15 protein-coding genes are annotated in these 13737 nt (G+C 70.9%); 10 read left to right on the top strand and 5 right to left on the bottom strand.

Translation table 11 applies throughout. From position 1 onward, the window contains the following. Positions 1-2 precede the first annotated feature (2 nt). The 3 genes from VFV67_RS17000 to VFV67_RS16990 are packed head-to-tail and all read right to left on the bottom strand — an operon-like array spanning position 3 to position 3755. The gene (locus tag VFV67_RS17000) at positions 3-956 is read right to left on the bottom strand and encodes an ABC transporter permease (protein ID WP_326471142.1); all 954 of its coding nucleotides are present in this window, start codon (positions 954-956) and stop codon (positions 3-5) included. Beyond that, positions 953-1948 carry an ABC transporter permease gene (locus VFV67_RS16995; RefSeq protein ID WP_326471140.1) on the bottom strand — a complete coding sequence of 332 codons (996 nt, stop codon included), beginning with the start codon at positions 1946-1948 and terminating at the stop codon, positions 953-955. Before VFV67_RS16995 ends, VFV67_RS17000 begins: the two co-directional genes overlap by 4 nt. A gap of 43 nt (positions 1949-1991) precedes the next feature. Next, a complete protein-coding gene (locus VFV67_RS16990; RefSeq protein WP_326471139.1) occupies positions 1992-3755 on the bottom strand; it encodes an ABC transporter substrate-binding protein in 1764 nt (587 codons plus the stop codon). A 145-nt stretch (positions 3756-3900) separates the two neighbouring features. On the opposite strand from VFV67_RS16990, the gene VFV67_RS16985 reads away from it, so the two are divergent. After that, positions 3901-4389, top strand: a complete 489-nt coding sequence (locus tag VFV67_RS16985; RefSeq protein ID WP_326471138.1) for a cupin domain-containing protein — start codon at positions 3901-3903, stop codon at positions 4387-4389. Positions 4390-4406: 17 nt separating this feature from the next. Beyond that, entirely contained in the window at positions 4407-5573 is a 1167-nt protein-coding gene (locus VFV67_RS16980) for an aminotransferase class I/II-fold pyridoxal phosphate-dependent enzyme (RefSeq protein WP_326471136.1), read from the top strand. A gap of 249 nt (positions 5574-5822) precedes the next feature. Here VFV67_RS16980 and VFV67_RS16975 read toward each other — a convergent pair whose 3' ends face one another. Continuing rightward, positions 5823-7121: a glycoside hydrolase family 18 protein gene (locus VFV67_RS16975; protein WP_326471134.1), complete on the bottom strand. Its 1299-nt coding sequence runs from the start codon at positions 7119-7121 to the stop codon at positions 5823-5825. A 98-nt stretch (positions 7122-7219) separates the two neighbouring features. Between VFV67_RS16975 and VFV67_RS16970 the strand changes: the two genes are divergently transcribed. From VFV67_RS16970 to VFV67_RS16950, 5 genes are all read left to right on the top strand, one after another. After that, on the top strand, positions 7220-7561 hold the full coding sequence (locus VFV67_RS16970; RefSeq protein WP_326471132.1) for a metalloregulator ArsR/SmtB family transcription factor: 342 nt from the start codon (positions 7220-7222) through the stop codon (positions 7559-7561). Then, on the top strand, positions 7558-8070 hold the full coding sequence (locus VFV67_RS16965) for an SRPBCC domain-containing protein (protein WP_326471130.1): 513 nt from the start codon (positions 7558-7560) through the stop codon (positions 8068-8070). The genes VFV67_RS16970 and VFV67_RS16965 overlap by 4 nt, the downstream gene beginning before the upstream one ends. Positions 8071-8155: 85 nt before the next feature. Then, positions 8156-9619 carry a sigma-70 family RNA polymerase sigma factor gene (locus tag VFV67_RS16960; RefSeq protein ID WP_326471128.1) on the top strand — a complete coding sequence of 488 codons (1464 nt, stop codon included), beginning with the start codon at positions 8156-8158 and terminating at the stop codon, positions 9617-9619. A 65-nt stretch (positions 9620-9684) separates the two neighbouring features. After that, entirely contained in the window at positions 9685-10188 is a 504-nt protein-coding gene (locus tag VFV67_RS16955) for a hypothetical protein (RefSeq protein WP_326471127.1), read from the top strand. Then, entirely contained in the window at positions 10185-10790 is a 606-nt protein-coding gene (locus tag VFV67_RS16950; RefSeq protein ID WP_326471126.1) for a class F sortase, read from the top strand. The genes VFV67_RS16955 and VFV67_RS16950 overlap by 4 nt, the downstream gene beginning before the upstream one ends. Before the next feature lie 259 nt (positions 10791-11049). Here VFV67_RS16950 and VFV67_RS16945 read toward each other — a convergent pair whose 3' ends face one another. After that, complete coding sequence (locus tag VFV67_RS16945; RefSeq protein WP_326471124.1) at positions 11050-11709, bottom strand: oxidoreductase; 660 nt, start codon at positions 11707-11709, stop codon at positions 11050-11052. Positions 11710-11779: 70 nt separating this feature from the next. Here VFV67_RS16945 and VFV67_RS16940 point away from each other — a divergent pair, with 70 nt between their 5' ends. From VFV67_RS16940 to VFV67_RS16930, 3 genes are read left to right on the top strand one after another with little or no spacing between them, the layout of a single operon-like run. Continuing rightward, positions 11780-12310 (top strand): GNAT family N-acetyltransferase, encoded by a 531-nt coding sequence (locus VFV67_RS16940; protein WP_326471195.1) that lies wholly within the window; start codon positions 11780-11782, stop codon positions 12308-12310. A gap of 33 nt (positions 12311-12343) precedes the next feature. Further along, entirely contained in the window at positions 12344-13180 is an 837-nt protein-coding gene (locus VFV67_RS16935; protein ID WP_326471122.1) for an isocitrate lyase/phosphoenolpyruvate mutase family protein, read from the top strand. After that, positions 13177-13698: a methylated-DNA--[protein]-cysteine S-methyltransferase gene (locus VFV67_RS16930; RefSeq protein ID WP_326471120.1), complete on the top strand. Its 522-nt coding sequence runs from the start codon at positions 13177-13179 to the stop codon at positions 13696-13698. The genes VFV67_RS16935 and VFV67_RS16930 overlap by 4 nt, the downstream gene beginning before the upstream one ends. The last annotated feature ends 39 nt before the right edge of the window (positions 13699-13737 follow it).

Below are 13737 nucleotides of genomic sequence, written 5' to 3'. Positions count from 1 at the left end.
GGCTACATCTCCCTCAACTTGGGGTTGAACACCTCGTCCAGGCCGACGTTCATGATGTAGAGCGCGCCGACGATGGCCGTGATGCCCAGTCCCGGCGGGATGAACCACCACCACAGACCCAGATGCAGCGCGCTCCACTTGACCGAGTAGTTCAGCATCAGGCCGAGCGAGATTCCGTCCGTCGGGCCGAGCCCGATGAAGTCCAGCGTCGCGGCGAACAGCACCGCCCCGCCGAACAGCAGGATGAAGACCATGAACAGGTAGGAGGCCATGTTCGGGGCGATCTCCCGGAACACGATCCGGCGCACCGGCGCACCGGAGAGCCGGGCCAGGTCGACGAACTCCCTGGCGCGCAAGGTAAGTGTCTGCGCCCGGACCGCCCTTGCCACCCACGGCCAGGAGAACACCCCGATGATCAGGGCCTGGACCTGGACGCTGCGCACCTCGAGGTAGGCCGCGATGATCAGCAGCACGGCCAGCACCGGCAGCACCAGCACGATGTTGGTGATCATGTTGAGCACCTCGTCGACCAGCCCGCCGCGGTAGCCGGCGGTGAACCCGACCAGCATGCCAAGCACCGCGGCCAGCAGCCCGGCGAAGAACCCGACGAAGAACGTTGCCCGCAGGCCGTGCGCGAACTGGCCGAACACGTCCTGCCCGAACGTGGTGGTGCCGAACCAGTACTCCCCGGACGGAGCCTGTGCCGGCGGTCCGACGTAGGCCAAGGGATCCGGCCCGGTGAACACCGGACCGAACAGCCCGACCAGCAGGAACACCAGCACGACGGTCAGCCCGCCGACGAGCTTCTTGTTGCGCAGGGCGAAGTACACCGCCTCGCGCCGGATCACCCGGACAGCGCCGGGCACGCCGCCGATGCCGGGCACCGCCGCCACCACCGGGGTCGGCTCGGAGATCGGCGACTCGTCCGGACGGCCGGTCTCGTCGGGGATGATCATGCGTCCGTCCCTCCCATTCCGACCCTGGTGCGCGGATCGACCAGCACATAGACGATGTCGACGATGAAGTTGGCGACCAGCACGCCGATCACGATGAACAGGAACACGCCCTGCAGCAGGAAGAAGTCGCCGCTCTCGATCGCCTTGAGCACCAGGTAGCCGAGCCCGGGATAGGAGAACACGATCTCGGTGACCACCGCGCCGCCGACGATCACCCCGAGTTGCAGGGCGAGGCCGGTGATCTGCGGCAGCCGGGCGTTGCGGTAGGCGTAGTCCCGGACCAGCTTGCCGGGCGCGCCGAGCGCCCGCAGGTAGTTCGAGTAGTCCGACTCCAACTCGTAGATGATCAGGTTGCGCATCCCGATCGCCCAGCCGCCGAACGCGACCAGGAACAGCGACAGGAACGGCAGGAACCAGTGGGCGATCAGGCTGGCGATGAACTCGAAGGAGAACGACGGGGCGAGCAGAAAGCTGTAGCCGCCTGCGACCGGGAAGAACCCGGCGACGATGCCGAGGCTCCAGGCCAGCAGGATGGCCAGCCACATGTAGGGCGTTGCGGTCAGCACGTACCAGACCGGCAGCACGGCGTTGTCCATCACCTTGCGCCGGGCCGCGTAGGCGCCGAACCTGTTTCCCGCCCAGTAGCTGAGCAGGATCGCCGGGATCAGCAGCGCCAGCGTGTACGGCACCGCGTTCAGGATCACCGTGGTGACCTCCTGCGGGAACAGCCACAGGCTCAGGCCGAGGTCGCCGCGCAGCAACCCCGACCAGAACGAGAAGTACTGCTCCAGGATCGGAGTGTCCAGGCCGAACAGGCTGTTGAAGTACTCCCGCATGGCCTCGGCGGACTCCGGCGTACGCACCCCGGCCCGGGTGAGCATGCTCTCGATGGGATCCCCCGGCATGAACCGGGGGATCATCCAGTTGATCGTCACCGCGACGAAGAAGGTGAGCAGGTAGATGAGCAGCTTGCGCGCGAAGTACCGCCGCACGTGACCTCCTCGTCGCGGTTGCGGGCCGGGGTGGGCGAGTGCGCTACTTGTTCGCCGGCGGTGCGGGCTTCAGGTCGGCCAGCATCTTGATCGAGCCGCGCTGCAGGTAGCCGCGCCAGGTGGTCGGCAGGTACTTCGGCGCGTTGTCCGTCGCCGCCGGCCAGTTGGTCCACACCGCGTTACTGACCTGAGACCACAAACCGTTGTACCACAACGGAATAACCGGCATCTCGGCGAGCTGGACGCGTTGCAGCTGCGCGGTGATCCGCTTCATCCCGTCGACGTCTTCGATCTTGGTCTTGTCCAGCTGGTTGACCAGGTCCCAAGCCTGCTGGTTCTCGTACCGGCCGAAGTTGACCGTGGTCTGCTTCTCCTGAACCGGCAACCGGAACACGTAGTCGTAGTAGGTCCACGGCGTGTTGTCGATCTGGCGCTCGTTGTTCAGGATCATGTCGAAGCCGCCGCTGGCCCGCATGTCCTGGATGGCGGTGTCGGCCGGGAACTCGGTCTTGATGTTGATGCCGGCCGCCTTGGCGCCCTCGGCGACCACCCGGATCGCCTCCTGCCAGTCGGTCCATCCGGTCGGCACGGCCAGGCTGAGCTCGATCGGCGAGCCGTCCGGCGCCTCGACCAGGCCGTCGCCGTTGGTGTCCCGGTATCCGGCGCCGGCCAGGATGGACTTGGCCTTGTTGGTGTCGAAGCCGAAGCCCAGCTCGGAAACCACGCCCTGGTCGATGTACTTGTCCCAGATCGGCAGCAGGCCGGTGGGGTTGGCCGGTCGCACGATCTGGCCGTACACGCCGTTGACGATCTTGTTGACGTCGATCGAGTTGGCCAGCGCCCGGCGGAACGCCGCGTCGTCCATCGGCTTCTTCTTGGTGTTCAGCACCAGCCAGGTGGTGTTGGCCGAGAGCATGAACGGAGCTTCCGGGAAGTAGGTCTGCAGCTTGTAACCGCCCTTGACCAGGGTGGCGATGCCGGGCAGGAAGTTGTTGGACAGGTCGATGCCGCCCTGCAGCAGCAGGCCGAGCGCGGCCTCGTTGCTGGAGTTGACGATGTCCACGATGTACTTGGGTTTGACGTCCAGGTTGAGCTTCTCCTTGCCCCACCAGCTGTCGTTCTTCACCCAGACCTGCCGGTCCTGGTCGTGGGTCTGGTACTTGTACGGACCGGTGCCGACCGGGTTCTCGTTGGCGCCCGCGGTCACGTCCTGCTCGGACTTGCTCTCCCACAGGTGCTTGGGCACGATCGCGTTGAAGTAGATCCAGTTGGCCCACTGCTGGTAGTTCGGCGCGGCGCCGAAGGTGAACCTGACCGTCCGGTCGTCCGATGCCTCGGCGCTCTGCAGGAAGTTCCACAGGTTGCTGTACGGGACGGCCTTCATCCGCTTGCCCAACTCCGCGGTGAACACCACGTCCGCGGCGGTCAGCGGCTTGCCGTCGGTCCAGGTGATGCCGTCGCGCAGCTTGACCTCGTAGGTGGTGTCGCTGGTCCAGCCGCCGCTCTCGGCGAGCCACGGCTCGTACTTGTCGGCCTGCGGGTCGTAGAGGAACAGCGTCTCGTAGACGTAGCCGAGGGTACCGGTCGCGTAGGTCCAGTTCATGATCGGGTTCCAGTTGGACGGCGGACCCCACTGCGTGCCGCTGGTGAACAGCGTCTCGTTGCGCGGGTAGGACGCGGGCTGGTTGTCCGGCGCGCCACCCGGTACCCCGCCGGGCGGGCTGGAGCCGTCGCCGCTCGTGCAGCCGGCCAGCGCCAGCGCGGCCGCCGCCGCGAGCGCCAACAGGGACCTGGACCTGGTTCGCATGGTGCCCACCTCCACTGAACCGGATAAGTAACGGCAAGCGAACCACTGTGTGTATCCGTCGTCAATCCCCTGGTTACAACCGTGACTTGGGAGGAATGCCTGGTAAAGCGGTTAAGCCGGCGAACCGGTATGACAGGGTGACGGCATGTCCTACCCAGACCCCCGGTACTTCGGCGACACCGGCGAGATCGACACCCGTTTCCGGCCGGACGGCGAGCCGCCCGCCATCACCTATCCCACCGGCGGCACCGTGGACTACCTCGCCGGCGGAGCGTCCACCGACGGCCAGTTCGGGCTGTACCGCTGGAACTTCGGCGCCCAGGAGAGCGGTCCCGGTCCGCATTTCCACCGAACCATCACCGAGTCGTTCTACATCCTGTCCGGCACCGTGCGGCTCTACAACGGCGAGGAGTGGATCAAGGCGACCGCCGGCGACTTCCTGTACGTCCCGCAGGGCGGCATCCACGGGTTCCGCAACGTGCCCGGCGAACCGGCCTCGATGCTGCTGCTGTTCACCCCAGGGGCGCCGCGCGAGGACTACTTCGAGACCCTGGCCGAGATCGCGCGCGGCCGGCAGCTGACCCACGAGGAGAGCGCCGAGTTCTTCCTGCGGCACGACAACCACTGGGTCTGACCGGCATATTGGGTGCCATGGTGCATCCCAGTGACGACGCGCGCATCGACACGATCGCCGTGCACGGCGGTGAGCGGCGGCCGGGGCCCGAGGGCTCCCTGGTCTTCCCGATCTACCAGGGCACGGTCTACACCGTGGAGCCGGGCACGGGCTACCACGACATGAAGTACATCCGGCTCAACTCCACCCCGTCGCAGGCGTACCTGCACGAGAAGCTGGCCACCCTCGAGGGCGCCGAGGCGGCCCTGGCCACGGCGTCGGGCATGGCCGCGATCACCACGACGCTGCTCACCCTGCTGCGGCCCGGCGACCACGCGCTGGTCAGCGACTGCCTCTACGGCGGCACGCACGACTTCCTCACCCAGAAGGCCGCCGAGCTGGGCTGGAGCTACACGTTCGTCGACCCGCGGCGGCCGGAGACCTGGGCGGCGGCCCGCCGGCCGGAGACCCGGCTGTTCCTGGTCGAGACGATCACCAACCCGATGATCCGGGTCGCCCGGCTGCGCGACGTCGTCACGTTCGCCCGGCAGGAGGGCCTGACCACCGTCATCGACAACACGTTCGCCAGCCCGGTCAACTTCCGGCCGCTGTCGATCGGGTTCGACCTGGTCATGCACAGCGCGACCAAGTACCTCAACGGCCACTCCGACCTGGTCGCCGGCTGCGTGGCCGGGTCCGCCGAGCTGGTCGACCGGGTGCGGCACACGCTCAACCTCTACGGCGGCAGCCTCGACCCGCACGCCGGGTTCCTGCTCGCCCGCGGGCTGAAGACGCTGGCCGTGCGGGTCCGGGCGCAGAACCACAACGCGCTCACCCTGGCCCGGTTCCTTGCCGAGCATCCGAAGGTCGCCGAGGTGCACTACCCCGGCCTGCCCACCCATCCGGACCACGAGCACGCCGCGCGGCTGCTGTCCGGGTTCGGCGGCATGGCGAGCTTCCGGCTGACCGGCGGCGTCGCGGCGGCCGAGGCCCTCTTCGAGGCGCTCCGGATCCCGTACGTGGCACCGAGCCTCGGCGGCGTCGAGTCGCTGATCACCAGGCCGGCCGCCACCTCGCACGCCGGGATGTCCGCGGCGGACCGGGAGCGGATCGGGATCACCGACGACCTGATCCGGCTGAGCATCGGCATCGAAGACCCGGCCGACCTCACCGACGACTTCGACGCCGCCCTGGGCAAAGTCTGATCCGACCGGAACCCACCAACCCGGACCCGGCAACTCACCAACCCGGGCCCGGGAACTCGCCGAAGGCCCGGTGTTACCTCGGCGAGTCACCGATTCCCGCAACTGAACCCCCGCACCGACCCGGCGAGTCGCCATCCCATGCGCGAGTCCCCAGTTGCAGCACCCGAAACCCCAGTTCAGCAAACCGGTCCGGGGGGCTGGGCCGCGCGCAGCGCGGCCCACCTCCCGGAACCCGGAGCCCGACGAACGTCAGCGGCGGGTCAGGCCCCGGTGCAGCGCGCTGATCAGCTCACCGGAGGCGGTGTCGCCGTCCAGCGACCAGATCATCACCCCGCCGAGCCCGCGATCCCTGGCGTAGCGGGCCTTGCGGGTCATCTCCACCGGGTCGTCCCAGGTCCACAGCGTGGTGCCGTCGAACAGCCAGGCATGGCCGGCCCGGTTGTCCCGGTGCACGGTGAACTCGGCCAGCCGCGGCTTGAGGAACCGGTAGTCCTCGACGCCCGCCTCCAGGCTGCCCGGCGCCGGACCGGTCGCCGGCTGGAACATTCCGTCGTTCGCCTCCGGCACCCCGGTCCAGCCGCGGCTGAAGAACGGCACGCCAAGCACCAGCCGGTCCCGGGGCGCATCCCTGGTCACCAGCGCGTCGATCACGACCTGGGTGCTGAACTTCGGCTCGGTCGGGTCGCCGGCCGGGGTGCGCAGCGCGGACTGCTGGTTGGTGATCGGGTCCCAGGCACCGTGGTAGTCGTAGCCCTGGGTGGTGGCGAAGGTCAGGTACCGGAAGATCTTGCGGACCTCGAAGCCGCGCTCGATCTTGGCCGGGTCGGCCGGCAGGAACGCGGTCAGGTCGTACTGCCGGTGCGTGGTCCGGCTCAGCGCGGCGAGCTGGATCCGGTACTCACGCAGCAGCGCGGTGAAGTTCTGCCTGTCCTCCGGCCGGATCACGTTGCCCGGGTTGGCCTCGCTCGCCGGCCACTCCCAGTCCAGGTCGATGCCGTCGAACACGCCGGCCGCCGCGCCGGGGGCGGTGCCGGGCAGGTTTCCGCGCAGCCACATGTCGATGCAGGACCGGACGTGCGCGGCCCGGGACGCCGGGGTGAGCGCGGCGTCGGAGAAGTGCCGCGACCCGGTCCAGCCGCCGAGCGAGATGGCGATGCGCAGCCGGGGGAACCGCGCCTTGAGCTGCCGCAGCTGGTTGAGGTTCCCGGCGAGTGCCTGGCCGGGCTCGTCGGCGCGGCCGTTGACGCTCTGCTCGGCGCCGAACGGGCGCTGCCAGTCCGCCCACGGGTCGGCGCTGACGCAGCTGCCCTGCTCGTCGAGGAACCCGAAGGCGTAGTTGAGGTGCGTGAGCTTCGGCGCGCTGCCGTTCGAGATCAGGTCGCGCACCACGAAGTTGCGGCCGTAGATGCTCCACTGGGTGTAGTAGCCGACGGTTCGGGCATCGCGCCGGCCATGGTCTGCCGGTGCGGCTTGGGCCGCCGGCAGGACGGCCAGCGGGATGGACAGGAGGACGGCCAGCGCGGCCGCGCCCCAACTCCGCTTCGACATGGGTCACCTCCGGAGTGGTCCAGGCCACGGTAGCCATGAGGTCTAGACCATTTCTACGGCCGTTCGGCCGCACCTGGCCGAGCTTGACATGTGACCATATGGTCACATATTTTCTCCGGGTGACCGACGACGACCGCGTGTTCAAGGCCCTCGCGGATCCGACCCGTCGCTTCCTGCTCGACCTGCTCTTCGCCCGGGACGGCCGTACCCTGACCGAGCTGGAGTCCGAGCTGGAGATGACCCGCTTCGGCGTCATGAAGCACCTCAAGGTGCTCGAGGAAGCGGGCCTGGTCGTCACACGCCGCTCCGGCCGGGAGAAGTTGCACTTCCTGAACCCGGTCCCGATCCGGCAGATCCACGACCGGTGGATCGACAAGTACACCGAGCGCCAGGTCTCGGCGCTCCTGGATCTCAAGGCAGAGTTGGAGAGGGAACCATGACCAGCACCGCGACCACCACGCAGGTCCACCGGATCTACATCCGGGCCACCCCGCAGGCGATCTGGGACGCGATCACCAAGCCGGAATGGATGGACCGGTACGGCTACGGCGGGCACTACGAGTCCGAGCTGCGGACCGGGGCGCCGTACCGGATCCTCACCACCGACGACATGAAGAAGGCCGGCGCGGAGATGGGGTTCGAAGTTCCGGACGTGGCCGTCGACGGCGAGGTGGTCGAGCTGGACGCGCCCCGGCGGCTGGTGCTCACCTGGCGGATGGCCATGGACCCGGTCGCCGCAGCCGAGGGGTTCACCCGGCTCACCTACGAGATCAAGGAGGTCGCCGGCGGCTACGCCGAGCTGACCATCGTGCACGAGCTGGACGGCGCGCCGGCCCATGCCGCGCAGGTGGCCGGCGGGCAGGACGCCGCTCAGGGCGGTGGCGGCTGGCCGTGGGTGCTCAGCGACCTGAAGTCGCTGCTGGAGACCGGAAAGCCGCTGGCCGGCTGATCGCCCCGCGGCGGCCGGAAAAGTCGTAAGGTACAGGCGACCTCGGGACTCTCACCCCCGGAAGGCCGTCGTCGATGGGGAACGAATGAGGAACGACGCCGAACTGGTCGCCGGTGTGCTCGCCGGCGACCGGGAGGCGTTCGCCGCGTTGTACGACCGGTACGCGGACCGGTTGTACGACTTCTGCGTGTCGGTGCTGCGGGACCGGCACGAGGCAGAGGACGCGGTGCAGGACACGTTCGTCCTCGTCGCACAACGGCTCGGGCAACTGAACGATCCGGAACGGCTCCGGCCGTGGCTCTACGCCGTCGCGCGCAGTGTGGCGCTGCGGCGGGTGAAGGCGCGCGGCCGGGTCGTGCTGGACACCGAGGTGAGCGACATGGTCGACCCGGACGCCGGCCCGCAGCGGGCGGCCGAGCTAGCCGCGCTGCGCGAGCTGGTCTGGGGGGCCGCGGCCGGGCTGTCCGAGCGGGACCGGTCGCTGCTGGACCTGCACCTGCGGCACGGGCTGGACGGCGCGGAGCTGGGCGAGGCCATGGGGGTCAGCGCGAACCACGCCTACGTGCTGCTGACCCGGTTACGGGACCAGGTCGAGCGGTCGCTCGGCGCGCTGCTGATCGCCCGGCTCGGCCGCGAGGACTGCGCCGAACTCAACGACCTGCTTTCCGGCTGGGACGGCAAGTTCTCGCCGCTGATGCGCAAGCGGGTCGCCCGGCACGTGGACAAGTGCGCGGTCTGCGAGGACCGGCGGCGCGCCATGGTCAGCCCGTTCGCCCTGCTGGCCGCGATCCCGATGCTCACCGCGCCGCTGTACCTGCGCGACCGGGTGGTCGACGAGGTCGAGTTGGTGGCCCACCAGACCTCGGCCACCTCGCCGGGCGTCACCCCCGTGCCGCCGCCCGCCGACCCGCGCCGCCCCAGCCGGATCCCGATGGCCGCCGCCGGCGTCGCCCTGCTGCTCGTCCTGGGCCTTGCCCTCGTCTGGAACAACTTCAGCAACGAGCCCGGCATCCCCCTCGCCCAGGACCTCGCCCCGACAACGACATCGCCGACCGGCACCGGCCAGACCTCGACCTCTCCCCCACCGGCCACCAGCACGACCACCACGACGGCGCCGCCCACCACCACGACGACCACGACCCGCCGGGTCGCCCCGCCCGTGGTCACCACGACGACAACGACGAATCCCCCGCAACCGCCGCCGCCTCCTCCGGAGGAGCCGCCGCGGGACACCGCGCCGCCACAGGTCGTGGGGCAGAGCGCGACCCCGCCGCGGATCTTCGCCATCGGCTGCCAGCCGCCCAACACCAAGTCGGTCCAGGTGACCGCCACCGACAACGTCGCGGTGGCGGGGGTGACGCTGCGCTGGACCCACTCCAACGGGCAGACCGGCTCCAAGGCGATGACCCGCGACGGGGACTGGTTCGCCTCGTTCGGGCCGTTCCCGGCCGGCCGCGTCACGTGGTCGGTCCTCGCCGCCGACGCGGCCGGCAACACCGGCACCGGCAAGACGGAGACGTTCTCCGTCGAAAATTGCATCATCGGATAGTTGTAAGACCTCCTCGGTACGGCGGCTCATACCGGCGACAACTCCGTCACCGAGGAGGGAAACCCGTGGACCGAGTCTTTCGCCGCACCGCCCTGGCCGGCCTGATCGTGTTCGGCGGCCTGCAGTTCGGCGCCCTGCCTGCCATCGCCGCCCCGCCGGCACCGGTCGGTCCGACCGAGATCGCCGTGCCCACCGTTCCGCCGCTGCCGCCCAAGCCGCCGTGCAAGACGGTGCTGAAGTGCCAGCCGCCGACGCTGGAGCCGTGCTTCACCACCAGGACCGAGGACTGCCGGCCGAAGACCAGCACCACCGAGCCGACGCCCCCGACCAACGAGCCGTCCGAGCCGGCCACCCCGGCCCAGCCGCCTGCCGGAATTCCCACCCCCAACCGGATCGACACCGGCGGCGACCCCGGGGGCGGCGCGGCGACCGAGCCGGTGGCGGCGACCGTCGCGCAGCCGGACCCGAGCTGGCTGCTCTTGGCCGTGCCGGCCGGCGCGCTGGTGCTGTTCATCGCCGGCCTGTGCGGTGCCTGGATCGCCCGCTCCGAGCGGGAGCGGCGGCCGTGACCACCGGCCGGCTGGTCGTCGTGATGGTGGCCGCGGTCGCGGCCGCCGTCATCACCATCGTCGTGGCCGTCCGGATCGACCGGTCGGCCACCGGCCCGAGCAGCCGGGCCACCACGACCAGCGTTTCCACCCCGGTCGCCCCCGCCGTCCCGGATTCTTCGGCCGCGCCGGCCCGGGTCACGATCCCGGCGATCGGCGTGGACGCCCCGCTCGTCGCGGTCGGCCTGCAACCGGACGGAGCCATGCAGACGCCCGACTTCGGCAACGCCGGCTGGTACGACCGGGGTCCGCAGCCCGGCGAGCCCGGCCCGGCCGTCGTGGTGGCCCATGTGGACTCCAAGGCGAAGGGCCCGGACGTGTTCCACCGGCTGCGCGAGCTGCGCGCCGGCGACCGGGTCACCGTGCACTACCCGGACCACAGCACCACGTTCGCCGTCACCGCCAAGGAACAGGCGGCCAAGACGGAGCTGCCGGCCGGCCGGATCTGGAACACCACCGGCACACCGGTGCTCCGCCTGATCACCTGTGGCGGCGCGTTCGACCGGGCGGCCGGCAGCTACCGGGACAACGTCATCGTCTACGCCGACAAGCTCGTCGCCTAGGCCGCCAGCTCGCGACGATCCCCGGCGCGTCACCGGTTCCGCGCACTGGCCACCCGCTGGTGCGCGGATTCGGTCGGCCGGCCCGGACGGCAAATGTCCTTTGTGGACGACCGGCCGGGTCCCGCTGAACCCGGACTCGATGTCCACGGTGGCCGCCCGCCCGGCCGGCGCATCAGGGCACCGGCCACGGCCCGGGCCAACCCCGTTGCGTCGGGCAGCAGCAGCGGCGCGCCGGCTCGGTGCCGCGCGGCGAACGGCGTCACCGGGGACTCCCCTCGACGATCCCGGCCGCGATGGCCACGGCGTGCGGCTGCCCGGGGCAGGCGTGCGGCCCGGATCCGAACGGCAGCGCGGAGATGTCGACCAGGACGGTCCGGCCGTCGCGCACCCGCCGGGTGATCCGCACCGGTGGGTCGTCGCGCAGCGCGGCCGCCACCGCCGCGTCGGCGTCCGCCTCCGGCCGGCGCAGCGCGGCCCCGGCCAGTCCGGCGGTGGCGGCGCAGGCCTGGACCAGCAGGCCGATCCGGGCCGCGGTCGGCTCGTCCCACGCTTCCCCGCACCCGGCGACCAGCTCGGCGACGGCCGCGTCGGTGTCCGGTCCGGACGGCAGGTGCGGGTGGTAGGCGCGGGCCACGGCGGCCACCGCTTCCGCGGACCCGGTCACACCGAGCGCCTCGGCCAGCACCTCGACGGCGATCAGGTCGGGCGGCCGCGAGCCGGCCAGCTCGGCCGCCCGCCGGCGCAGCGCGGCCGGATCCACTGTGGCCAACGCGGCAACGGCCAGCGCGCGGCGCCGGTCATGGTCGGCGCCGGTGCTGAACCGGGCCACGCTGGCCCGCAGCCAGGCGATTCCGCGCGGGGCGAACGGGACCGCCGGCACGGGAAGATCGAGCGCCGCGGCGTCGTTGATGGTTTCCATGCGGGCACGGTATGGCGGCAACGTTTCGGACCCGGCCGACATGGCGCCGGGCATGGGTAACGTGAAGGACATGGATCCGCTCACCACGGAGCGGCTGCGGGTACGCCAGTGGCGGCCCGAGGATGCCGAGGCAGCGCTGGAGATCTACGGCGTGGCCGCGGTGACCCGCTGGCTCACCCCGGCGATGCTCCGGGTCGACGACCTGACCGCGATGCGGGAAGTCCTGCGCAAGTGGATCGACGAGCAGGCCGACATGCTGCCGCCGCGCGGCCGGTGGGCGGTGGAGCTGCGGGAGAGCGGCGAGGTGATCGGCGGCCTGGCGATCCGGCTGCTGCCGCCGTACAAGGAGGATCTCGAGCTGAGCTGGCAGCTGCGGCCGGAGTCGTGGGGGCACGGCTACGCCTCCGAGTCGGCCCGGGCACTGGCCCGGTGGGCGTTCACCCAGGACATCGACGAGCTGTTCGCGGTGGCCCGGCCGAACAACACGCGGGCGATCGGCACGGCGCGCCGGGTGGGCATGGAGTGGGTCGGTGAGACCGACAAGTACTACGGCTTGCGGCTGCAGGTGTTCCGGATCCGGCCGAGCGACCTGCTCGGCTGAGATTTGTCGGTGGCTCCTGGTTGACTGCGCGGCATGACAACCACCCTCGGGGACAAGGCGGCGCAGTTCCACGCGCTGCACCGGGACCGGGTCCTGGTCCTGCCCAACGCCTGGGACGTGGCCAGCGCGTGTCTCGTGGCCGGCGCAGGCGCGACCGCGGTCGCCACCACCAGCGCGGGCGTGGCCTGGAGTCTCGGCGCCCCGGACGGCAACCGGCTCGACCGGGATCCGGCCGTCGAGCTGGTCGCCCGGGTCGCCGCGGCGGTCGGCGTTCCGGTCACGGCCGACATCGAGACCGGCTTCGCCGACGAACCGTCCGGTGTGGCCGAGACGGTGCGCCGGGTGATCGACGCCGGCGCGGTCGGGATCAACCTGGAGGACGGCGCGCGGTCCGGACCGTTACCCCTGATGCCGATCGAGGAGTACACCGCGCGGCTGTCGGCGGCGCGGGCGGCCGCGGACGCCACCGGGGTCGCGCTGTTCATCAACGCGCGGGTGGACGTGTTCTTACGCCAGGTCGGCGAGCGGGACAGCCGGGTGCCGGCCGCGCTGGAGCGGGCCGCGGCCTACGTCGAGGCCGGGGCGGACGGGATCTTCTTACCCGGCGTGGTCGATCCGGAGACGGTCGCCACGCTGGCCAAGGAGGTCTCCGTGCCACTGAACGTCCTGGCCGGGCCGGGTGCCCCGTCGGTGTCCACGCTGGCCGACCTCGGGGTGGCCCGGGTCAGCGTGGGTTCGTCGCTCGCCCAGGCGGCCTACGCCGTGGTCCGGCGCGGCGCGCAGGAAGTGCTGTCCAGCGGCACGTACGAGTCGCTGGCCGGCGGCCTCGACTACGGCGAGCTGAACGCGGCGGTGGCCGGCCGGCCATGACCGAGACGCTGGCGTTCGGAGCGGTGCCGACCGAGCTCGGGGACGTCCTGGTGGCCGTCACCGAGCTGGGCGTTGCCGGCACGAGCTTCCGGGACTCGCCGGACGCCCGGCAGTGGATCGCCGACCGCCTCGGCCTGCCGGTGGTCGACGACCCGGCCCGCACCGAGCCCGCGAGGGCGGAGCTGGCCGCCTACTTCGGCGGCGAGCTGCGTGCGTTCGGCGTGGCCCTGGACTGGCGCTCGATGTCGACCTCCCGGCGAACCGTGCTGGCCACACTGCACGGGACCGTGCCCTACGGGGAGGTGGTCACCTACGGCGAGCTGGCCGAGCGCAGCGGCACCGGCATCCCACCGCGCGGCATCGGCGCGATCATGGGCAGCAACCCGATCCCGATCATCGTCCCGTGCCACCGCGTGGTCGCCGGCAACAGCCTCGGCGGCTTCAGCGGCGGCGAGGGCGTGGAGTCCAAGCGCCGGCTGCTGACCATGGAGGGACACCTGCCGCCGACGCTGTGGTGACCGGCGGAACCGGGACTCCCGGCCCCGGGCCTGGCCGTG

Origin of the sequence: Actinophytocola sp. (genome assembly GCF_035762905.1) — a bacterium.
Taxonomy (GTDB): Bacteria; Actinomycetota; Actinomycetes; order Mycobacteriales; family Pseudonocardiaceae; genus DASYTH01.
The sequence above is the reverse complement of the archived record's forward strand: the minus strand, read 5'-3'. Positions and strand labels throughout refer to the sequence as shown.

Excerpts from the sequence above, each read along its gene's own strand:
- VFV67_RS17000 (WP_326471142.1), bottom strand. The coding sequence starts at position 956 with ATGATCATCCCCGACGAGACCGGCCGTCCGGACGAGTCGCCGATCTCC.
- VFV67_RS16990 (WP_326471139.1), bottom strand. The coding sequence starts at position 3,755 with ATGCGAACCAGGTCCAGGTCCCTGTTGGCGCTCGCGGCGGCGGCCGCG.
- VFV67_RS16985 (WP_326471138.1), top strand. The coding sequence starts at position 3,901 with ATGTCCTACCCAGACCCCCGGTACTTCGGCGACACCGGCGAGATCGAC.
- VFV67_RS16980 (WP_326471136.1), top strand. The coding sequence starts at position 4,407 with ATGGTGCATCCCAGTGACGACGCGCGCATCGACACGATCGCCGTGCAC.
- VFV67_RS16975 (WP_326471134.1), bottom strand. The coding sequence starts at position 7,121 with ATGTCGAAGCGGAGTTGGGGCGCGGCCGCGCTGGCCGTCCTCCTGTCC.
- VFV67_RS16970 (WP_326471132.1), top strand. The coding sequence starts at position 7,220 with ATGGTCACATATTTTCTCCGGGTGACCGACGACGACCGCGTGTTCAAG.
- VFV67_RS16965 (WP_326471130.1), top strand. The coding sequence starts at position 7,558 with ATGACCAGCACCGCGACCACCACGCAGGTCCACCGGATCTACATCCGG.
- VFV67_RS16960 (WP_326471128.1), top strand. The coding sequence starts at position 8,156 with ATGAGGAACGACGCCGAACTGGTCGCCGGTGTGCTCGCCGGCGACCGG.
- VFV67_RS16945 (WP_326471124.1), bottom strand. The coding sequence starts at position 11,709 with ATGGAAACCATCAACGACGCCGCGGCGCTCGATCTTCCCGTGCCGGCG.
- VFV67_RS16940 (WP_326471195.1), top strand. The coding sequence starts at position 11,780 with ATGGATCCGCTCACCACGGAGCGGCTGCGGGTACGCCAGTGGCGGCCC.
- VFV67_RS16935 (WP_326471122.1), top strand. The coding sequence starts at position 12,344 with ATGACAACCACCCTCGGGGACAAGGCGGCGCAGTTCCACGCGCTGCAC.
- VFV67_RS16930 (WP_326471120.1), top strand. The coding sequence starts at position 13,177 with ATGACCGAGACGCTGGCGTTCGGAGCGGTGCCGACCGAGCTCGGGGAC.